17 protein-coding genes are annotated in these 20,762 nt (G+C 64.7%); 9 read left to right on the top strand and 8 right to left on the bottom strand.

Features of this window, described 5'->3' with window-relative positions; all coding sequences use genetic code 11:
- Positions 1-162: 162 nt before the first annotated feature.
- Both BM43_RS19810 and BM43_RS19805 read right to left on the bottom strand, forming a co-directional pair.
- Positions 163-939, bottom strand: coding sequence for an ABC transporter substrate-binding protein (locus tag BM43_RS19810; protein WP_036039489.1), 777 nt, complete (start codon positions 937-939; stop codon positions 163-165).
- Between the two features lie 499 nt (positions 940-1,438).
- Positions 1,439-1,987: a periplasmic heavy metal sensor gene (locus BM43_RS19805; RefSeq protein ID WP_036049597.1), complete on the bottom strand. Its 549-nt coding sequence runs from the start codon at positions 1,985-1,987 to the stop codon at positions 1,439-1,441.
- Between the two features lie 228 nt (positions 1,988-2,215).
- Here BM43_RS19805 and BM43_RS19800 point away from each other — a divergent pair, with 228 nt between their 5' ends.
- Both BM43_RS19800 and BM43_RS19795 read left to right on the top strand, forming a co-directional pair.
- Positions 2,216-2,941 carry a response regulator gene (locus tag BM43_RS19800; RefSeq protein ID WP_013699030.1) on the top strand — a complete coding sequence of 242 codons (726 nt, stop codon included), beginning with the start codon at positions 2,216-2,218 and terminating at the stop codon, positions 2,939-2,941.
- On the top strand, positions 2,925-4,238 hold the full coding sequence (locus BM43_RS19795) for an ATP-binding protein (RefSeq protein WP_013699029.1): 1,314 nt from the start codon (positions 2,925-2,927) through the stop codon (positions 4,236-4,238). The genes BM43_RS19800 and BM43_RS19795 overlap by 17 nt, the downstream gene beginning before the upstream one ends.
- A 150-nt stretch (positions 4,239-4,388) precedes the next feature.
- On the opposite strand, the gene BM43_RS19790 is transcribed toward BM43_RS19795, so the two are convergent.
- Entirely contained in the window at positions 4,389-4,655 is a 267-nt protein-coding gene (locus tag BM43_RS19790; RefSeq protein ID WP_013699028.1) for a double-stranded DNA-specific endonuclease, read from the bottom strand.
- 532 nt (positions 4,656-5,187) lie between these two features.
- Between BM43_RS19790 and BM43_RS19785 the strand changes: the two genes are divergently transcribed.
- The 5 genes from BM43_RS19785 to BM43_RS40645 all read left to right on the top strand — a co-directional run bounded on the left by BM43_RS19785 (position 5,188) and on the right by BM43_RS40645 (position 14,497).
- Entirely contained in the window at positions 5,188-6,942 is a 1,755-nt protein-coding gene (locus BM43_RS19785; RefSeq protein ID WP_013699027.1) for an ABC transporter permease, read from the top strand.
- A 22-nt stretch (positions 6,943-6,964) separates the two neighbouring features.
- Positions 6,965-8,293, top strand: coding sequence for an ABC transporter ATP-binding protein (locus tag BM43_RS19780; RefSeq protein WP_013699026.1), 1,329 nt, complete (start codon positions 6,965-6,967; stop codon positions 8,291-8,293).
- Between the two features lie 395 nt (positions 8,294-8,688).
- Positions 8,689-11,211, top strand: coding sequence for a type VI secretion system Vgr family protein (locus BM43_RS19775; protein ID WP_080742179.1), 2,523 nt, complete (start codon positions 8,689-8,691; stop codon positions 11,209-11,211).
- A gap of 62 nt (positions 11,212-11,273) precedes the next feature.
- Positions 11,274-13,988: a hypothetical protein gene (locus tag BM43_RS40650; protein WP_144417681.1), complete on the top strand. Its 2,715-nt coding sequence runs from the start codon at positions 11,274-11,276 to the stop codon at positions 13,986-13,988.
- Between the two features lie 20 nt (positions 13,989-14,008).
- Positions 14,009-14,497 (top strand): hypothetical protein, encoded by a 489-nt coding sequence (locus tag BM43_RS40645; protein ID WP_059443142.1) that lies wholly within the window; start codon positions 14,009-14,011, stop codon positions 14,495-14,497.
- Between the two features lie 272 nt (positions 14,498-14,769).
- On the opposite strand, the gene BM43_RS19770 is transcribed toward BM43_RS40645, so the two are convergent.
- Together BM43_RS19770 and BM43_RS19765 are read right to left on the bottom strand one after the other, a co-directional pair.
- Complete coding sequence (locus BM43_RS19770; RefSeq protein ID WP_013699023.1) at positions 14,770-15,270, bottom strand: hypothetical protein; 501 nt, start codon at positions 15,268-15,270, stop codon at positions 14,770-14,772.
- Positions 15,267-15,899: a hypothetical protein gene (locus tag BM43_RS19765; protein ID WP_036049603.1), complete on the bottom strand. Its 633-nt coding sequence runs from the start codon at positions 15,897-15,899 to the stop codon at positions 15,267-15,269. The genes BM43_RS19770 and BM43_RS19765 overlap by 4 nt, the downstream gene beginning before the upstream one ends.
- Positions 15,900-16,158: 259 nt before the next feature.
- Here BM43_RS19765 and BM43_RS19760 point away from each other — a divergent pair, with 259 nt between their 5' ends.
- Together BM43_RS19760 and otsA are read left to right on the top strand one after the other, a co-directional pair.
- Positions 16,159-16,371, top strand: coding sequence for a hypothetical protein (locus BM43_RS19760; protein WP_036049605.1), 213 nt, complete (start codon positions 16,159-16,161; stop codon positions 16,369-16,371).
- A gap of 200 nt (positions 16,372-16,571) precedes the next feature.
- On the top strand, positions 16,572-17,990 hold the full coding sequence (gene otsA / locus BM43_RS19755) for an alpha,alpha-trehalose-phosphate synthase (UDP-forming) (RefSeq protein ID WP_036049608.1): 1,419 nt from the start codon (positions 16,572-16,574) through the stop codon (positions 17,988-17,990).
- 112 nt (positions 17,991-18,102) lie between these two features.
- On the opposite strand, the gene BM43_RS19750 is transcribed toward otsA, so the two are convergent.
- The 3 genes from BM43_RS19750 to BM43_RS19740 form a co-directional block, all read right to left on the bottom strand.
- Positions 18,103-19,473 carry an MFS transporter gene (locus BM43_RS19750; protein ID WP_036049610.1) on the bottom strand — a complete coding sequence of 457 codons (1,371 nt, stop codon included), beginning with the start codon at positions 19,471-19,473 and terminating at the stop codon, positions 18,103-18,105.
- 173 nt (positions 19,474-19,646) lie between these two features.
- A complete protein-coding gene (locus tag BM43_RS19745; RefSeq protein ID WP_025096584.1) occupies positions 19,647-20,150 on the bottom strand; it encodes a YbhB/YbcL family Raf kinase inhibitor-like protein in 504 nt (167 codons plus the stop codon).
- A 139-nt stretch (positions 20,151-20,289) separates the two neighbouring features.
- Positions 20,290-20,679, bottom strand: a complete 390-nt coding sequence (locus BM43_RS19740; RefSeq protein ID WP_036049612.1) for a DUF5594 family protein — start codon at positions 20,677-20,679, stop codon at positions 20,290-20,292.
- Positions 20,680-20,762: the final 83 nt, after the last annotated feature.

The following is a 20,762-nucleotide window of genomic DNA, read 5'->3' as shown; positions in this document are numbered from 1 at the left end:
GTCGTATGCGCCGCGAAAGACGCGTGCCGCGTATCGGGCGGCACGCCCCGTGCATGTGGGTCGGGCCGCCTGGTGATTCCGCCGGGCGGCGTGCGACTTCTTCCTGCCAGGGCGGCCGCCGTGCACGCTCGGCGCGCGGCGGCCGCCCTGGCCGAAACGTGGTTACTTCGCCGAATACACGCTGAACGAGAAGTACTTGTGCGACAGCCTGTCGTACGTCCCGTCCTGGTGCATCGCGGCGAGGGCGGCGTTGATCTTCGCCTTCAGGTCCGTGTCCTCCTTGCGCAGGCCGATCGCGGTGCCGTCCCCGATGGTCTTCGGGTCCTTCACCTCGGGGCCCGCCCAGGCGAAGCCCTTGCCGCGCGGCGTGCGCAGGAAGCCGTAGTCGGCCTGCAGCTCGTCCTGCAGCGCGGCGTCGAGCCGGCCGGTGCCCAGGTCGGCATAGACCTGGTCCTGGTTCTGGTACGGCACGATCGTCACGCCCTGGGTCTCCCAGTAGGTCTTCGCGTAGGTTTCCTGCGTCGAACCCTGCTCGACGCCGACCGTCTTGCCCTTGAGCGAGGCCACCGTCGGCAGCAGCGGCGAGCCGGCCTTGGCGATCATGCGCGCGGGCGCGTCGTACAGCTTGTCCGAGAAGTCGATCTGCTCGCGGCGCTTGTCGGTGACGGTGAGCGACGAGACGATCACGTCGAACTTGCGGGCCTTCAGCGCCGGGATGATGCCGTCGAGATCCTGGGCCACCCAGGTGCAGCGCACGGCGATCCGGGTACAGATCTCGCGAGTCAGGTCGACGTCGAAGCCGACGATGTCGCCGTTCTTCGCGACCGACTCGAACGGCGGATAGCTGGCATCGACACCGATCCGGACCGTTTTCCATTCCTTCGCGAAGGCGCTGCCCGCCATCAGGGCGAGCGCTGCGCACAGGGCGAGCTTGTTCATCAGTTTCCTCTTGCGGCTGCTGCTTGCCGGCCCGTTCGTCTCGCGCGCCGGCCCTATTCTAGGTAGCCAAAATTCGGCCTCGGCGGCTTCGGCGAACGGTCGGGCGGGGCCCGGCCGGCCAAAAGCGCGGTATTTTACCCGAGCCGGCGGCGCGCAAGCTCGAATTACGGCTCGGATCGTTGCGCATCCTGTCGCGAGGCGCAATCGGGGGCGACACGGGCAGGCGGCGCGGTGCCGGTGGGCGCCGCGCGGGACAGGCAGGCCTGGACGGCGGCGATCGTACCGCGACGCGGGCGGCGACGACTGTCAACAATGATGTCGGGGGAGGGCAGCGAGGGGCGGGGCAGCGCAGGGAGGGCGACGAGCCCGCGCGGGACGCGGACGTCTGGAGCGAGCGCGTAAGGCGCAGTGAGGGGCTAGGCAGGACCGGGGCCCGGCGAGCAGGCCCCGGCGAATGGCTCGCGATGCCGGCGGCACCGCGAGCCGGCCACGCCGGCGCTTACTGCGCGGCGGCCGAAGCGGCTGCCGGCTTGGCGGCCTGGTGGTGGCCCCAATGCGCCTTCATCTTGTCGTGGCGCGCCTTCATCTTCGCGAACTGCTGCTTGAGCGCGGTGCTGACCTGGGTCTTCTGCTGGTCGTTCAGGCCGTCGTAGAAGGCCAGCCAGGCCTTCTCGGTCTGCTCGTGCAGTTGGCGGTTCTGTTCGCCGATCTGGTGGCGGGCGGCCGCCAGCGCGTCGAGGTCGAGGATCGGCTGGTTCTGCGCGGCCTCGAACTGCGAGCGGCCCTGCTCGAAGTTCTGGCGCATCGCCTCGCGGTTCTGCTTGGAGGTGGCCTCGGCGGCCTGGTATTGCTGCTCCTGCGCCGGCGTCAGCTTGAGCTGGTCGTGCAGGCGCTTGAACACTTCCATCGGGCCGCCGTGGTGCCAGTGGTGATGCATGCCCGGGCCGCCTTGCGGGCCGGCCGGATCGGCCGCGCGAGCGGCGGCGCCGAACGAAAGGGCCAGTACGGTGGCGGCGGCGATAGCCACGAGAGACGTCTTCTTATACATTGCGATGACTCCTGGTCGAATGGGTGGAGCGACCGGCGGGGCGGGCCTTCGGGCCGCCGCCGTCCGTATCGGTAAGACGCAGCGTAGCCAAGCGCCCCGCCCGTCGTGTTACCTCCACCCTGCCCGCGGTTACCATGCATTACATCCGGCTTGCGCGGTAATTCCCAGTAACCCATTCGCGCCTTTGTTTCAGTCGGCTTCCTCAACCCGCACGATAAAATCCACGCCATGACTACCCAGATCCTCATCGTCGACGACGACCAAGAACTGCGCGACCTGCTGCGCGACTATCTCGTGCGCCAGGGCATGGAAGTATCGGTGCTGCACGACGCGGCCACCCTGGAGAAGCGCCTGGAGCGCGAGCGTCCCGACCTGATCGTGCTCGACCTGATGATGCCGGGCGTCGATGGCCTGACCGCGCTGCGCCAGTTGCGCGCGGCCGGCGACGACATCCCGGTGATCATGCTGACCGCGCGCGCCGACGACGTCGACCGCATCGTCGGCCTCGAGCTCGGCGCCGACGATTACCTCGGCAAGCCCTTCAACCCGCGCGAACTGCTGGCCCGTGCCCAGGCGGTGCTGCGCCGGCGCCGCGCCACGCCCTCGGCGGCCGCGCCCGAGCAGCGCGAACCCTATGCGTTCGGCCGCTTCGTGCTCGACTTCCAGGCGCGCACGCTGTCGGTCGACGGCAAGCCGGCCACGCTGTCGAGCAGCGAATTCGCGCTGCTGAAGATCTTCGTCAACAACGCGCTGCGCACGCTGACGCGCGAACGCCTGCTCGAACTGCTGCACGGCCCCGAATACGACGGCACCGACCGCGGCATCGACGTGCAGGTGTGGCGTCTGCGGCGGATCCTCGAAAGCGATCCGTCCACGCCGCGCTTCATCCAGACGGTGCGCGGACGCGGCTACGTGTTCGTGCCCAACGGCGAGGCCCATGCGCAGACCCATTGATTCGCTGTTCGGGCGGCTCGCGCTGCTGGTGGTGGGCGTGCTGCTGCTGTCCCACTTCGCGTGGTACCTGGCGATCCGCTTCGACCGCAACGAGACGCAGATGCGCTACGCGGTGGAGGAGGCTGCCTTCCTGGTGGACGCGGTGCGCCAGCACGAGGAACGCACGCCCGACCAGCCGCTGCCCTCGCGCGTGCGGATCGTGCCGCCGGACAGCGCGGACGTGCCGCGCGAGGACCCGGACCTGCCGCCGCCGCCCAAGCGTTTCCTGGAGGATCTGCGCGATCGCATGCCGCCCGGCACCGAGGTGCGCTTCGGCACGCCCGGCAGGCCGCCCGTGTTATGGGTGAAGGAGCCTCACGATGCCAACTGGATCGTGGTGCCGGCGCAGCCGCTGCATGCGCGCCGCTCGCGCGACCGCATGCTGCTGTGGCTGGCGATGATCTTCTCGGCTGCCGTGATGGCGGCCCTGTTCGCCGCCTGGCAACTGCAGCAGCCGCTGCGCTCGCTGGCGCGCGCGGTCGGCCGTTTCGGCCGCGGCATGACGGTGCCGCCGGTGCGCGAGAAGGGGCCGCGCGAGCTGCGCCAGCTCACACGCGGCTTCAACCAGATGGTGGAGCAGGTGTCGCGCGCCGAGAACGATCGCGCCGTGATGCTGGCCGGCGTCGCGCACGACCTGCGCACGCCGCTGGCGCGCATGCGGCTGCGCGCCGAGATGATGGACGATGCGCGCCTGCGCGACGGCGTGGTGCGCGACGTGGACTCGATGTCCCACATCGTCGACCAGTTCCTGGTGTTCGCCAACGGCGGGGCCGATCGCAGCGAGGTGGTCGAGGTCGATCCGACCTGTGAGCGGATCGCGCGCACCTATCGCGCGGTCGCGCCGAACGCGCAGCCGGTCGAGATCGCGCTGGCGGCCGGGCCGGGCTTCCGCCTGCCGACCGCCACGCTCGACCGGATCCTCTCCAACCTGCTCGACAACGCCCACGCCTACGGCGCGCCGCCGGTGCGCATCGCCACCGAGCGCGGCGCCGAGGGTTACGTGCTGACGGTCAGCGACGGCGGCAAGGGCATCGCGCAGCGCGACCTGGCCGACGCGACGCGGCCCTTCGTGCGGCTCGACCCGGCGCGCGGCGGCAATGGCCACAGCGGGCTGGGCCTGGCGATCGTCGAGCGGCTGGTGCAGCGCACCGGCGGCCAGTGCCGGATAGGCAACCAGGAGCAGGGCGGGCTGCGCGTCGAGATGGTGTTTCCGTTCGACGTGGTGCCGAAGCCGGAGCGCGAGCATGTGGGTGCGTGAGCGGCGCCTGGCCGGCCCCGGCGGCGTGATGCCGTTACGGCAAGCCAAATAAAAACCCCGGCGATGCCGGGGTTGTCCTGCCGCGCCACTCGCGCGGCGGGAGATCGAATCACGCGCCGACGGCGCAGCAGAAGCCGCGCCGTGCCGCGCTCACTCGCCGAACAGCGAGCCGAGCGTCTCGGCCGCGTGGCTGTCGATCGTGTTGTAGGTGACGCTGGTCGCCTCGAAGATATACAGCGTGGTGTACTTGCCGAGCCGCTCGAGGATCTCGTCCTGCAGCGACTCCGGCACCACGTTCATGTTCAGATACCACGCGGTCGACGACAGCCGCGCCTGGAATGTGCCGTATTCCTGCATCAGCGTATAGAAAGCATCCGCGTCCTGATCCCGGCACACGATAACCAGATTTCCTGCCATTCGGCCCTCCTGCCTGTGACGTTCGTTCTTGCGTAGCAGCCTTGATCATACCTGCTTAGTCGCCGCCGCTCGCCGGCGGTTCGTTTTGTATTCGCGCGGCGCGACGGCGGCGGCCGGCGCCCGCGCGTGTTGCGTTCGCGCCCCGGCGGGTTTCCCCGCATCCCGGATCGCGGCATAATTCGCCCTTGCGCCGCGTCGCGCGAGTTGCATCCCGCTTGCGACTTCTTTCAAATTCCCCGCATTCCACCCGTGCATTCCTTCGAATTGGGTGTGGTTTGTCTGCGATTGCCGGGGGATGCCTTCATGTTGCGTACCGGAAGCTTGTGCCTGTCACAGGGGTTGTAGTAGTGTCGTGCCGTCGCCGTGCCGGCCCTTTTTGGGCGGCACGGGATGGTGAGCGAGCGGGGCTGCGGTAGCCGACGCTCGGAATTGTCCAGTCATAAGCAAACACCGCAATGCGCCTTACCATGAGTCACGAACGCATGCTGGCCTCAAATTTCGCTTCGAACGGCCATGCCGGGGAGGGTGCCTGATGGATTTTGGTTTCAATCCGAACCGGATCGCGAACGCCTCGGCGTGGCGTGTGCTGCCCAATCGCTGGGACTTCATCGCCTTTCCGCTGATCCTCTGCGTGATCGCGATGGCGGCGGTGGGCTTCCACGAGACCATGGCGCCGATCGGCACGCTCAGCACCCAGAAGATCTCGCTCGATCCCGCCAACCTGCCCGAATACGCGCTGCGCACCACGCTGCGCATGCTCGCGGCGATGGTCGCCTCGCTGGTGTTCACGCTGGTCTACGGCACGCTGGCGGCCAAGAGCCGCCGCGCCGGCATGGTGCTGGTGCCGATCCTCGACATCCTGCAGTCGGTGCCGGTGCTCGGCTACATCTCGTTTACGGTGACCTTCTTCCTGGCGCTGATCCCGAGCCGCGTGGCCGGCGCCGAGCTGGCCGCGATCTTCGCGATCTTCACCAGCCAGGCCTGGAACATGACCTTCAGCTTCTACCAGTCGCTGCGCACGGTGCCGCGCGACCTGGACGAGGTCTCGCGCGGTTTCCACCTGACCACCTGGCAGCGCTTCTGGAAGCTCGAGGTGCCGTTCTCGATGCCGGGCCTGGTCTGGAACATGATGATGTCGATGTCGGGCGGCTGGTTCTTCGTGGTGGCCTCTGAAGCCATCACGGTGGGCAATCACACCATCATCCTGCCGGGCATCGGCGCCTACCTGGCGCAGGCGATCTCGGACAAGAACATCGGCGCGATCGGCTGGGTGATCCTGGCCATGACGGTGGTGATCCTGGCCTACGACCAGTTGCTGTTCCGCCCGCTGGTGGCCTGGGCCGACAAGTTCCGCATGGAGAACACCAGCTCGGGCAATGCCCCCGAATCCTGGCTGCTCGACCTGGTGCGCCGCACGCGCCTGATCCACCAGTTGCTGGTGCCGGCCGGCTGGCTGCTGGCGCGCGCCGCGCGGCTGCCGTTCCGGCTACCCTCGTTCGACGCCGCGCGCTTCGCGCTGCCGCGCGTCGAGAAGCAGGCCTCGCGCGCGGCTGACATCGGCTGGGCGATCCTGGTGCTGATCGGCACCGCCTACGTGGTGTGGCGCGTGGTCAGCTTCGTGGCCACCGGCGTGACGCTGGCCGAGGTCGGCCATGTGTTCCTGCTGGGCCTGGCCACGTTGCTGCGCGTGCTGGTGCTGATCGCGATCGCCTCGCTGGTGTGGGTGCCGATCGGCGTGTGGATCGGCCTGCGCCCGGCGCTGGCCGAGAAGGCCCAGCCGATCGCGCAGTTCCTCGCCGCGTTCCCGGCCAACCTGCTGTTCCCGGTGTTCGTGATCGTGATCGCGCGCTTCCACCTGAATCCGGACATCTGGCTGTCGCCGCTGATCGTGCTCGGCACCCAGTGGTATATCCTGTTCAACGTGATCGCCGGGGCGACTTCCTATCCCAACGACTATCGCGAGGCCGCCACCAACTTCCGCATCCGCGGCTGGCAATGGTGGCGCCAGGCGATCCTGCCCGGCATCTTCCCCTACTACGTGACCGGCGCGATCACCGCCTCGGGCGGCGCCTGGAACGCCAGCATCGTCTCCGAGCTGGTGCAGTGGGGCGACACCAAGATCCAGGCGCACGGCCTCGGCGCCTATATCTCCGAGATGACCGCCGCCGGCGACTATCCGAAGATCATCATGGGCATCACGGTCATGTCGCTGTTCGTGACCCTGTTCAACCGCCTTTTGTGGCGCCCGCTGTACGCCTACGCCGAAGCGAAGCTGCGGCTCGACTGAGACTCATTGAGAGCGAAACGCGATGCAAAACCAGAATGCTGTCCAGACGCCGCCGGCGCCGCCGCGCCTGGGTGACGAGATCCTGAACGTCAAGGACGTCAGCCGCGGCTTCAACAAGACGCAGGGCGAACTGCTCGTGCTCGACGGGGCCAACCTGTCGCTGCGCGAGGGCGAGATCGTCGGCCTGCTGGGCCGTTCGGGCTCGGGCAAGTCGACCCTGCTGCGCATCATCGCCGGGCTGATCGAGCCGACCGGCGGCGAGGTCACCTATCTCGGCAAGCCGCTGAGCGGCCCGGCCGAAGGCGTGGCGATGGTGTTCCAGACCTTCGCGCTGTTTCCCTGGTTGACCGTGCTGCAGAACGTGGAAGCGGGCCTGGAGGCGCTCGGCGTCGGTGCTCGCGAGCGGCGCGAGCGCGCGCTCGCGGCGATCGACCTGATCGGCCTGGACGGTTTCGAGAACGCCTATCCGCGCGAGCTGTCGGGCGGCATGCGCCAGCGCGTCGGCTTCGCGCGCGCGCTGGTGGTCGATCCGACCATCCTGCTGATGGACGAGCCGTTCTCGGCGCTCGACGTGCTGACCGCCGAGACGCTGCGTACCGACCTGCTCGACCTGTGGACGCAGGGCAGGATGCCGATCAAGTCGGTGCTGATCGTCACGCACAACATCGAGGAAGCGGTGTTCATGTGCGACCGGATCCTGGTGCTGTCGTCGAACCCGGGACGCGTGATCGCCGAGATCAAGGTGCCGTTCAAGCATCCGCGCAATCGCCTGGACCCGGCCTTCCGCAAGCTGGTGGACGACATCTACGCGAAGATGACGGCGCGCCAGACCGGCGAGGCCACCAAGAAGGGTCTCGATTCGGGCAGCTGGCTGCCGCGCGTGTCGACCAACCTGATGGCCGGCCTGATCGAGACGCTGGCCGCGCCGCCGTACCACGGCCGCGCCGACATGCCGGAAATCGCGCGCTCGCTGCATCTCGAGGTGGATGATCTGTTCCCGATCGCCGAAGTGCTGCAGCACCTGGGCTTCGCCGACGTGCGCGAGGGCGACGTGTTCCTGACGCCGCCGGCGCGCGTGTTCGCCGAGTTCGGCACGCAGGAGCGCAAGATGATGTTCGCCGATCACCTGCTGCGTCACGTGCCGCTGGCGGCGCGGATCAAGAAGGTGCTCAACGAGCGGCCCGGCCATCGCGCGCCACGCGTGCGCTTCGAGCAGGAGCTGGAGGATTTCCTGTCGGACAGCGCGGCCGAGGAGACGCTCGACGCGGTGATCGACTGGGGGCGTTATGGGGAGATCTTTTCGTATAACGACCAGACGGAGATCTTCAGTCTGGAGGATGTGGAGTCTTGAGGGTGGTGGTGGGTGGGTGCCGGGGATGGGCATCCGTCTTGAAGCCGATGTGTGATGGGTAGTGAGAAAGGCGCGATCGATCATCGCGCCTTTTTTGTTTTGTTGAATCAGGTCAAAAAAATTTCGACCCGAAGAGTAGTGGCATCAAAGTAAAACAAACCGCTTGATGGCATTTTCACGAAGGGCTTCGATGGTGCGGCAGCGGGCTGTTGCCGATGTCCTCCTAGCGTGTTGCGACGCCGCTGCGCGTCTATCGCGCGATCCTTTCCAATGCCTTTCGGGCGGGGATTTCCTTGATCTCCCGACGTCATTAGAATCCTCAGACAAGTGAAGCCGGGGAGCCGTCCCCGCGAGAGAGCAGGCCGTGATGAGGCCGACAACAAGATGGGTAACGAATGAACGTGACCGATTTGACTCAGGCCATTCAGGGCGGACTGATTCAGCAAGATCGGCTGGTCAAGACGGACATTCCGTCGCTGCCGGCCAACACCATGGTGCCGTGTCGTGTCCTGACCGCGTCGGAACTCGGTCGTGACTTCAGCGTGACGCTCGACATGATCTCGACGGCTGGTGACGTCGAACTCAAGGCGGTGATCGCGCAGCCGATGAGCTTGTGGATCCAGCAGGCGGACAAATCCTATTTACCGATCAACGGCTATGTGCATACCGCGCGACGCCTCGGTGCAGACGGCAGTTTTACTGCCTATCAGTTGGTTTTCGCGTCGTGGATGCACTTCCTGCGATTCCGCAGCGACATGCGCTATTGGCAAGATCGGAGCGTCGACGCAATCATCACCGACGTATTCAATCAGCATCCGCAAGCCCAAGGCAATTTCCAGTTTGCCTTGTCGAAAGCATTGCCGTCGCGGTCGTATTGCCGCCAGAGCGAATCCGACTGGAATTTCGTCCATCGACTGATGGAAGAGGAAGGGCTATTCGGGTTTTGGCGGCAGAGCAAAGACGGTAAATCGCATACGCTCGTGGTGACCGACGACGTTCATTCGCTCGATCCACTATCGTCGAATCCGGTCCAGTTCTATCGATCGGGCGCCGGCAGCGAGGTCGATGCGTTCACCCAGTGGAGTGGCTCCCGGACCCTGCAGAGCACGACCCATACGACGCGCACGTTCGACTACAAGACACCATCGACCGTTGCCAATCCGAAAGAAACGACATTGCCGACGATGGCCGGCCAAGGGGCGCTACCCGAACAAGCCGAAATCTACGAATACACGGGTGCCTATACCTATCCGCAGCAGGATCGAGGTGAACACCTGTCGAAGATTCATCTGGAGGAGTGGGAATCGAAAGCGAAACGTTTCTTCGGCGTGGGCGGCGTTCGGGGGATCGACGCGGGGCTGCGGTTCGAACTGACCGGTCATCCTGAGCATGATCGGGATTCGGCGAATCAACGTGAATTCGCTGCGATCAAGGTTCGACGGTACATCGAGAACAATCTGCCGCTGTCGAATCAGGAGGCGAGCTTTCCACATAGTTTGCAACGCGCACTGGCGCTGGCCAAGACGGGCTATGCGGGGGAATCGGTTCCCCATGATGATGGTTCGGCTGGTTTTTTTCTGGTCGAGGTGGAGGCGCAGCGCGCGACGGTCCCATATCGCAGCCCGTTCGAGCACAAGAAGCCGAAAATGCATCTCGAGACGGCGATCGTCGTAGGGCCTCAGGGTGAAGAGGTGTACACGGACGAATTGAACCGTGCGAAGGTGATGTTCGTCTGGGATCGGCAAAACCAGGGCGATGCCGGTGCGTCGTGCTGGGTGCGGGTCGCGCAATCGGATACGGGGGGCGGCTACGGTGGCGTGCACATGCCGCGCATTGGCGAGGAAGTCATCATCGGTTACGTCGGTGGTGACTGCGATCGCCCGATCGTGCTGCACCGCGTGTACAACGGAAAGGTCAAGCCTCAGTGGCATAGCAACGGCATCCTGTCGGGATACCGATCGAAGGAGTATTCGGGAGCCGGCTACAACCAGATGGTGATGGACGACGCAACTGGCCAGAACCGTGTCCAACTGATGAGCAGCAGCGCGAATAGCATGCTGCACCTCGGCTATCTGATCGATCAAAGTGGAAACTCGCGCGGTGCTTACCTCGGCAGCGGCTTCGATCTGCGTACCGACGACTACGGCGCGGTGCGCGCTAGCCGTGGCCTGTATGTCACTACCTATCCCAAGACGATCCGTAGCCAACCGCTTGATGTGAAGGAGACGCAGCAACAGCTCGTCAATGCCGAGAGCATCGTCGAGTCGCTTTCGGAAGCGAGCGTGCAGCATCAGGCCGAAAGCCTGCAGGATGCGCACGATGCGATGCGGGCGCTGACCGATGCGACTCAGAACAGCGTGAGCGGCGCGCTCGGTGCGGGGGGCAATACAGCAGGCGGGGGGACTGGCAGCGCCAATACGTTCCAGCAGCCGGTGATGGTGTTCGGCAGCCCGGCTTCGATCGGCTTGTCGTCGCAGCAATCGGTGCATGTGGCGGCGAACCAGCACATCAGTCTGGTGAGTGGGCAGAGCACGCACATAGCGGCTGGAAAGTCGCTGATCGCAAGCATTGCTCAAAAACTCAGCTTGTTTGTGCAGAACGCGGGAGTGAAGCTGTTCGCGGGCAAGGGTAAGGTTGAGATTCAGGCTCATGACGATAATGTCGAGCTCATTGCTCAAAAAACGATAAAGATACTTTCAGCTACGGAAAATGTCGTGCTTGTTGCCAAACAGGAACTCTTACTGACATCGGGCGGTGCATATATACGCCTGAAAGACGGCAACATCGAGATTCATGCGCCGAGCATCATTGACGTGAAGGGGGGGCAGCACAGCTTTGGTGGGCCGGTGCGGCTTGATGAGAAATTCCCAGCGTGGGCCGGTGCCGAGGGTGCACGCTCGATGGACTTTTCTGGTTGATCCAGATGCCGTCGATGAATTTCCATGCTGACGCGTAAATTGATCTGAATAGAGGAGATCGCATGGCGCAACAATCGGAACCACTATCGCAGGCTGCGGGCTGGGCTTACCCGTTTCCGCTAAAGGAGGCCAACGCCACAAGTGCTGCTACGGGCCCAGAGGCTTATTTGGCTGCGCTCGCCGTTGCCGATGATGGCTTTTATCCGCTTGGCGCAAATGGTCTTTGGCACGGTGGTATCCACTTCGGAGCATCGACCGCCGGGAAGTTCGACCAAGAGGGCGGTGTCAAGTGCATTGCCGATGGTGAGGTAGTGGCATTCCGGCTTGACTCAAAGCTTCAAGATGTGACCTATCCTGATGGTAGTAAAGCTGGTTATTCGCGAGGCTTTACACTCGTACGTCATCGGCTGGTGCTGCCGCCAGTCCCACCCCCAGCGCCTGCGCCGGGCAGCACACCGGCTCCTGTGCCAAGGCCGACTACTGAAATGCCACCACCGGCGGCCGACATACTTACGTTCTTCAGCCTCTACATGCATACATTGCCGTTCGATGGCTATGATGTGAGCCGGCCATCCCATGGGCAAGCGAAGACGCTGCCCGCATACTACGGGGCGAGTGAGATTCGTAGCGTTGGCGCCTCGGCGTCGGATCCGCGCTTGACTGACGCCGGTCATGCCGATCCAGCCGCGCTCGGGCTGCGCGTGCGCGCGTCTGCTTCTGGGCACGCCAATGTGGTGGGTTGGCTTGCGCGTGGTACCACGCTCAAGGTTGGACAGGCGCATGGCCAGTGGGGGAGGGTTGATAGTTTTGTATCAGGTTCGCTGCAGTCCTACGATGAAGGAAAGCCTGATCCGGCGGTTTCCGTCGGTGGTTGGGTTTATCTCGGTGAACTCGGGAAGCAACTCCAGCCTCCCCCGCTGGATCAAGTCTATGTGTTGCCGAAGCCGCACAAGATTGCGGCGGGCGAGACGGTGGCTTATCTCGGTGAATATCAACGACTGGCAGAGGCGCGTGCACACCACACGCTACCACCCAAACTGGGTGAGCGCCCATTGTTGCACGTTGAGGTATTTACCGGCGACGATCTGAGCGCATATCTTGCACGTAGTCGTGTGCGTGCCCCGCAACTCGATCCAAAGGCGCGCCGGTTGCTGCTGATCTCGAAAGGCGCAAAGCTTGTGCAGCCCTCGGTAGCCGACACTTCGATTGCTGCTGGTGCAGTCGTTAAGGCTGCTGCTGATTCGCCTGCTTCCGGCCCATGGGTCAAGGTGGTGTTTGTAAATCCTGCGGGCCATCCGGTCGCTGGCCAACCGGCGCGCTGGATTCTTCGCTCTGATCTACAGGTGAGTGGTGCACGCCAGGCTTGGAGAGAATTCCCATTAAATGTCCAGTCGGCAGGTGGCAATGCTGCAGCTTGGGCGCGCGTGGTATATACGCCCTCGACGCAGTCGTGCGCCGAAACCGACAATAAAACCTGGTACGCAGTCAGCATTGCCGATGAGAACAACGTCCAAGTAGACGGTTGGGTTTGCGATTACGCTCACCCACTGGTGGAGCTGAAGAGTTCGTGGGACTGGCCTGGATTTGACGTCGTGAATCTCGACGCCTCGGTGTCGGATATGTTTCAACGAGCATTATTCATCGCAGATAGCGGAACACCTGACGAAATCGCAGTTTTCGAAGATTCATTCAACGGCATCCGCTCAGACGACACCATTAAAAAGCTCGAGGACGCGATTGATGGCCAGAAACAAAAAGACGGAAAGATCAGCGCGCAAGAACTTAAATTGGCATTAAGCAAGCCATGGCTCGCGGATCGAATCGATCACTTGATCGTGAAATATGAGAGTGAATGGGGTGGCGAAATGAATAAGTGGGATGCGCTCGATTCGCATATGCACGCAGGCTTGCCGGTTTGGCAAGCGGAGAAGAAACGGATTGACGCTCTGCGGTACTGGAGCGGGGCGGCGGCAGTGTTACCGGCCACTACAACTATATTTCATCTTCATCCGATCGGATTGGTAGGAAATTTTCGCACCGGTTTTCAGTTTACCGTGGCAATGTTGCAGCACATCTTTCCAAGTGCGAGTGTAGCAACATTGCAGTCTGTTATCGATGAATTGAATCCTCATATTGAGTTATTTAAACTCGACAAGACACTTCGACGCGAGCATTTTTTTGCGCAGATACGACGCGAGTCGGGACCTTCCCTGACAGTTCACGATGGAGAAAGCCTGAATTATCCGCCTGATCGTTTAAAGTTGAAGTTTAGCTATTTCGCTAAGTATCCTGACGAAGCCGATTTGTATGGACGTACGGCTCAACATCCCGCTGATCAGGAGGCCATCGCCAATCGCGCCTATGAACACCGCGGCGACAATGGCCCTGCCGCGAGTGGAGATGGGTGGAAGTTCCGTGGCAGAGGTTTGATCCAGACCACCGGACGCAGGCAATACAGGCTCTTCAGTGAGTGGCACCAAAAAAATGCCAGCAACTGGCCGAGCGACGCCGACCTAGATTTTCTGGTGAGTTACACCTTGCTCGGTGAAATCAAGTATGCGGTGCGATCGGCAGCGGCGTATTGGATCAACAACGGCATGTATACCGCTGCGGATCACGGCGCGACCGAGGACGATGTTGACAAAATCACTCGTGCTATCAATCCGGGACTGTTCGCGCATAAACCTGGTCAACCTATCAACGCGGAAAACATGGCCGACATCATTGATCGGCGGAACAATTTTTCTTCTATTCACACGTGGGGAGGTTTGCAGTGATGCGTATAGCAGGAATCTTTATGGTTGGGCTGGTGTCGCTCTCCCACTATGGTGCTGCTCATGCACAGGGGGGGCAGAGCGAGTCCGTCCAGGATGAGAAGACGCTGTGTAGCGAAGACGAAGATGTGTACTTCAGTTGTCCGCTTGAGAATGGGAAAACGATCTCTGTTTGTGCCAAGGGCAATACCAGCCCCAATCAGGGCTACGTACAGTATCGTTACGGTACGAGGATAGATGCCTTCCCGTTTCCTGCCAAAAGCATTGCCCCCACCAAAGTTTTGGGAATCACAGATGTGTCAGAGGGGAGCATCCGAGGTCTGCACCTGAAATTCTTCAAAGGACTGTACACGTATGTAGTGTCCTCTGTCCCGCCGGGCGGTGTGTACGTATCGAAAAACGGAAAAATCATATTCGACAAGATATGCCAAGCTTCTCAGTACAAGAGTTTTTCGAACAAGGTATTTGATGGCATCAATCAGTCGCCAGTGTTAGAGCTCGACATGCACTGACCACCGCTCGTATTGGCCTTTCGGATTTCGAAAATTGATTATGCTTGGAGAGCGCCTACGGAAGGCTGTCCGGTCCAATCATAGGCCAGCGGCGTCTAGTATTCCCTGGGCAGTCCAGGCTTGCTTGATGGAAGACGTGTCACGTTTCCCTACAAGAATGCTGCATCGATCCGTACACGCTTGAGAGCACTCGGTCTGTGATTGGATCACGATGCCCCAACGATGCGCGCGCGGTCACACGACCCGCGCGCATCGTCGTTTTCCGATCCCGCCTACTGCAAACTCCCCCAACGCGCCACGGCCGGCTCCGCCGAAGCCCAGGTCCAAGCACCACCCTGCGGCGCCTCGCAGGCACTGGCGATATACCAATCCGCCTTGTCGCCATCCTTCACCGAGAACGCGAATTCCTTGCACAGCGCCAGCGGCGTCGAGAACGCGCGCGTCACGCGCACCTCGCCCTCGCCGTTGTCGATCGGGATGCGGTTCTTCACCTTCCACGGCGCCACCTGACCCACCGCGAGCCCGCCCGCGGTGCTGGCGATCACATCCTGCTGCCCCGCCTGGAACGCCTTCATGGTGCGATTGACCGCTTCGTCGGTAGCGGCCTGCACGGCGATGCCCACGCCGATGCCGATCGCCGGATTGGCGGTGACGAGGCCGGTGGCCGCACCCGCCAGCGCGCCGCTGGCCGCTCCCGCCGAGCCGCAGCCGGGCAGCGTCGCGACGCCCGCCGCGAGCGCGCAGACGATCGCGACGGTGCGCAGCGCGATCATTGCAGCGCTCCCCAGCGGCCGGTGGCCGGCTCGGCCGAAGCCCACTTCCATTTCGGTCCGTCGCGGCAGATGGTGGCGACATAGAACGACGCGCCGCTCGGGACAGCGGCCGGCGCCGATGCCGCTACAGCCCCGGAAGCCGCCGCTGCCGACGAGGCGCCGGCTGCCGCCGCGACCGCCTTCTTCGCATCGCTGTCGACCGAGAACACGATCTCCTTGCAGTCGAGCGGGCCCACGCTGATCAGGCGGCTGACGGTCACGCGGCCGAACTCGTCGTCCTCGATCGGCATCGTGTGATGGGTGGACCAGCGCGCCACGCCGCCCACCTCGAGCGGGCCGGCCGCGTCGGCGATCTGGCCTTGCGAATAGGTGTGCGCGACACGCTGCGTGTACTGCACGCCGGCGCGCGCCGCGGCCACCACGCCCAGGCCGATGCCGGTCGCCACCGCCGCATTGTTGGTCACCTTGGCGGCCACGGCCGCGCCGGCGATACCCGCGCCGGCGGTGGCACCTTCGCTGTAGAGGGAGTTGCAGCCGGAGAGCAGCGTCGACAGCAACGCCGCGCTGGCGAGCGCCAGGCTCGCCGCGCGACGTGCCGGCCGCCCGAGCCTTGCAGTGCGTGAATTCATGCTGGATGCGGTCCTGTCTGGTAACCGCCGCGCCCGCTCCTGACGGCGCGGCACCGGCCGCCATTGTGGTGCAGATATCCGACCCGAATTGCAAAAGATGGATAAACGTTTGCGGCGCCGGTCGGCGCACAGTGTCATACAAAAGCGTTGGCGAGGGTCGTATCGTTACAAATTGAAGGTAATTGTTACCTTCGCAGGGATCGGGCCAGCCTACACTCGTTCGTCACTGACTGTTTCCACGGCGACGCCGCACAGCTCAATGAGACACCCTGCCATGCGCCGCACGCGGCGCAACCCCCGCCCGCAACACGACGAAGGCGCGAGCCGCCCCGCCGTGCCCACCGGGCCGTCTTCTCCCGCGTCCACCGGCGCCGTGCCCGAGGCACCCGCCGACGGCGATCACAACCAGGGTGGCGCGCGTCCCGAAGGGATCGACTACCAGCGCGATCTGGGCTCCGAACAGGACGCCTGAACGCTTCATCGCTCATATCGACCTTGCCTTGGGTGACGGCGTGTTACTTGCGCGCCTGCGCCGCGCTTGGCCGTCCAGTCGGCATGCGAGATCGAGAAGCGAACATCGCGCCGTCGCGCCGGGCACAGCACCTGCTCGCGACATCAGGCATCGGCGTGTGTTCTTGCGCCGTCCCCATCAAGCACAGGAGGTCAAGCCGTATGAGCAGATTGATCGTGGTTTCGAATCGCGTGGCAGCCGGCCAGGATACGCGTCCCTCGGCGGGTGGTCTCGCCGTGGGCGTGCTCGACGCGCTGCGGCAATCGGGCGGCGTCTGGTTCGGCTGGAACGGCGAGATCGTCGGCGAGGCGGGCGAGCCTGTGATCGAGCGCGAAGGCAACGTGACCTACGCGACGGTCGGCCTGGCGCGCCGCGACTATGACCAGTACTACCGGGGTTTCTCGAACGCGACGCTGTGGCCGGTGTTCCACTACCGCATGGATCTCGCGCGCTTCGATCGCCAGGAGTACGAAGGCTATCTGCGCGTCAATCGCACCCTGGCCAAGCAACTGAGCAAGCTGGTCGAGCCCGACGACATCATCTGGGTTCACGACTACCACCTGCTGCCCTTCGCGCACGCGCTGCGCGAGCTGGGCGTGCGCAATCCGATCGGCTTCTTCCTGCACATCCCGTTCCCCGCGCCCGAGGTGCTGCGCACGGTGCCGCCGCACGACGAGCTGGTGCGCTTCATGGCTGCCTACGACGTGGTCGGCTTCCAGACCGAATCGGACAAGCAGTCCTTCGTCGATTATCTCGAGCGGCGCGGGATCGGCACCGCCTCCGAGGACGGCGTGCTGCACGTGCATGGTCGGGTGGTGAAGGTCGGCGCCTATCCGATCGGCGTCTATCCCGATGCGATCGCCGAGGCCGCGGTCCAGCATGCGCAGCGCAAGCCGGTGGCCGCGCTTCGCGATGCGATCCGCGACCGCAAGCTGGTGATGAGCGTGGATCGCCTCGATTATTCGAAGGGGCTGGTCGAGCGCTTCCAGGCCTTCGAGCGCTTGCTGTCGAACGCCTCGGGCTGGCAGGGGCGCGTGTCCTTCGTGCAGGTCGCGCCGCCGACCCGCTCGGACGTGCAGACCTACCAGCGCATCCGCCAGACGCTCGAAGGCGAGGCGGGTCGCATCAACGGCCGATTCGCGCAACTCGACTGGACGCCGATCCAGTACCTGAACCGCAAGTACGAACGCAACCTGCTGATGGCGCTGTTCCGGCATGCCCACGTCGGTTATGTCACGCCGCTGCGCGACGGCATGAACCTGGTGGCCAAGGAATACGTCGCCTCGCAGAACCCGGAGGATCCGGGCGTGCTGGTGCTGTCCGAGTTCGCCGGCGCGGCGGCCGAGCTGCCGGGCGCGCTGATCGTCAACCCGGCCGATCTCTCGCAGATGGCCGATGCGCTGGAGCGCGCGCTGTCGATGCCGCTCGGCGAACGGCGCGAGCGTCACGGCAGCAATTTCGCCGCGCTCAAGCGCAACGACTTGGGCGTGTGGCGCGATTCCTTCCTGTCCGACCTGCGCAGCGTCGCGACCGCCGCCTCGATCACGCGGCGCGTGGGCCGGCGCGTGGCCGATGCGTGACGAATCGAGCCGATAAGGCCAATGCTGCATGAAGCAACGACGGCACCGCGAGGTGCCGTCGTTTTTTACATGGAGAGGGAAGAAAGGCTCGGTCCGCGAACCGTCGTCGCGATCAAGCCGTTTGCGCGGGCGGCGTCGCGCCGAGCCGCAGCAGGCTCACGCAGGCCGCGATCGCCGCGAACACGGTGGCCACGTAAAGCGCGAGGGTCGGCCCGTGCTGCGGCGCGACGCTGAAGATCAGCGCGACGATCGCCGCGCCCAGCGTCTGCCCCGTCAGCCGCGCGGTGCCGAGCATGCCGCTGGCGCCGCCGCTGCGATGGCGTGGCGCCGAGGACAGGATGGTGCGATTGTTGGGCGACTGGAACAGCCCGAAACCGGCACCGCACAGCGCCATGCGCCAGACGATGTCGAACGGCGCCGGATGCGAGCCCAGCATCGCCAGCGCGAGCAGCCCGGCGGCGAACAGGCCCAGGCCGATGCCGCCCAGCATGCCGGCCGAATAGCGATCCGAGAGCACGCCGGCCAGCGGCGCGGCCACCATGATCACCAGCGGCCAGGGCGTCATGTAGAGCCCGGTTTCCACCTGCGAGAGCCCGAGCGTGTGCTGCAGCCAGAACGGCAGCGCGACGAAGGCGAGCATCTGCGAGGTGAAGGAGGCGATCGATGTGCCGATCGACAGCGCGAAGATCGGGATGCGCAGCAGGTCGACCGGCAGCAGCGGCGCCGGCTGGCTCAGCTGGCGCCGCACGAACACGTAGCCGAGCCCCACCGCGCCGATCGCGCCGGCTGCCACCAGCGCATGGTTCTGGCTGTGGCCGAGCCCGTCGACGGTCATGATCACCAGACCGAACACGCAGGCGTTCAGCACCGCGCTGAGATAGTCGTAAGGCGCGTCGTGGCCGCGGTTCGGCGGCAGCGCGCGCAGGCCGACCGCCACCGCGGCGATGCCGATCGGCACGTTGATCGCGAACAGCCAGGGCCAGTGCGCCACCGCGAGCACGGCCGAGGCCACGGTCGGCCCGACCGCCGAGGACAGCGCCACCACCATCGCGTTGAGCGCGACGCCGCGGCCGAGCAGCCGCGTGGGATAGGTCATGCGCACCAGGGCGGTATTGACGCTCATGATGCCGGCCGCGCCGAAGCCCTGGATCACGCGCAAGGCGGCCAGCGAAGCCAGCGAGTCGGCCAGCGCGCAGCCCAGCGAGGCCACAGTGAACAGCATCAGGCCGCCCAGGTAGACGCGCCGGTAGCCGATCCGGTCGCCGAGCGCGGCCAGCGGCAGCAGGGAGATGGTGATGGCGAGCTGGTAGGCGTTGACGACCCAGATCGAGGCGGCGTCGCTGGCTTGAAGATCGCGCGCGATGGTCGGCAGGGCGACGTTGGCGATCGCGCTGTCGAGCACCGCCAGCGTGATGCCGAGCGCGACGCAGACGATCGCCCAGTAGCGTTGAGGAAGGGGCAGGCCGTTATCTTCGGCGTTCATGGCGTGTCTTGGCACGAGGCGGCTATGCCTTCGTGGCACGGCCGCCGGTCGATCGGTTGCGGGCGCAACCGGTTCGCAGTTCTCGGACGCGGTGGCGCGGGATGGGTGCCGTCTCTCGGCGGCACGCGGCTGGCGGCGGCATCGGCCCGATGCCGCCGTCGGGAACAGCGGGCTTACTTGAGTGCGTAGAGGCCGGTATAGCTGGCCGAGGCGATCTCGTTCAGGTGGATCATGAAGCGCGCGATCGCGTTGGTGGTGTCGGGCGTGATCGGCAGGCTGTCCACCTTCAGCGCGTGCACGCGGAAGATGTAGCGATGGGGCTTGTCGCCTCGCGGCGGCGCGGCACCGCCGAAACCCTCGTCGCCGTAGTCGTTGCGTACCTGCACGGTGCCGGCCGGCAATTGCGCGCCGCCGGGGGCGCCCGCGCCGGTGGGCAGGCTGGTGGTGCCGACCGGCAGGTTCACGGCCACCCAGTGCCAGAAGCCGCTGCCGGTGGGCGCGTCGGGATCGTAGACGGTGACGGCCAGGCTTTTCGCCTCGGCCGGCACGCCTTCCCAGCTCAGCGCCGGCGAGAGGTTGTCACCGTCCACGCCGAAACCTTCGTGCCGGTACTCCTGGGCTTTCGGCATCAAGCCGTTTTCGGGAAATGCGTCGGTGCGCAGCCGGAATTCGGCCATGGGCGTCTCCAGAATGTCGAGTTGGACCAGGCGCGTCGCCGTGCTGGCGGCAGGCACCGCCATGCCGACGCGAACCGGGCGAGTGTATCACCGGCATTGCGAATGCGACGTGTCGCCGGGGCGCTCCATGCCGACTGGTTCAGCCTTCGAAATCGAGCCCGCCCAGCAGGATCAGCGGCTCGCTTTGCGTGCGCGAGCCGAAGTCGATGCCGCGCGCGTCCTCCCAGTTCGGCAGCTTGCGCGAGAGTGCGTCGAGATAGTGCGCAAAGCGCGTGCCGTCGTCGGCGCCGACCAACTGCTCGATCTCGTCGGTATCCCAGGTCATGGTGAGGTTGAGCGGGAATGTGTAACCGTGCAGGCCGCGTAGATGCTCGTGGGAGGTGTTGACGATATCGACGTGGGTCGGGTGGCCGTGCCCGCCATAGGGACGTACCGTGGCGGCGACGTGCGGGCCGAGCAGGGCTGTGATGCGTTCGGCGATGCGCGGCGCGAATTCGGCGTCGAACCGATGTGCGATGTCGGGGTTCATGGCGGCGCCTCGGGGATCGAAAGGGATCGAATATCCCGAAAATGCTAGCACGCGACCCCAAGCCGCGCCTCACCTGGCATGGC

Source organism: Burkholderia gladioli, from assembly GCF_000959725.1.
GTDB lineage: Bacteria > Pseudomonadota > Gammaproteobacteria > Burkholderiales > Burkholderiaceae > Burkholderia > Burkholderia gladioli.
The sequence above is the reverse complement of the archived record's forward strand: the minus strand, read 5'-3'. Positions and strand labels throughout refer to the sequence as shown.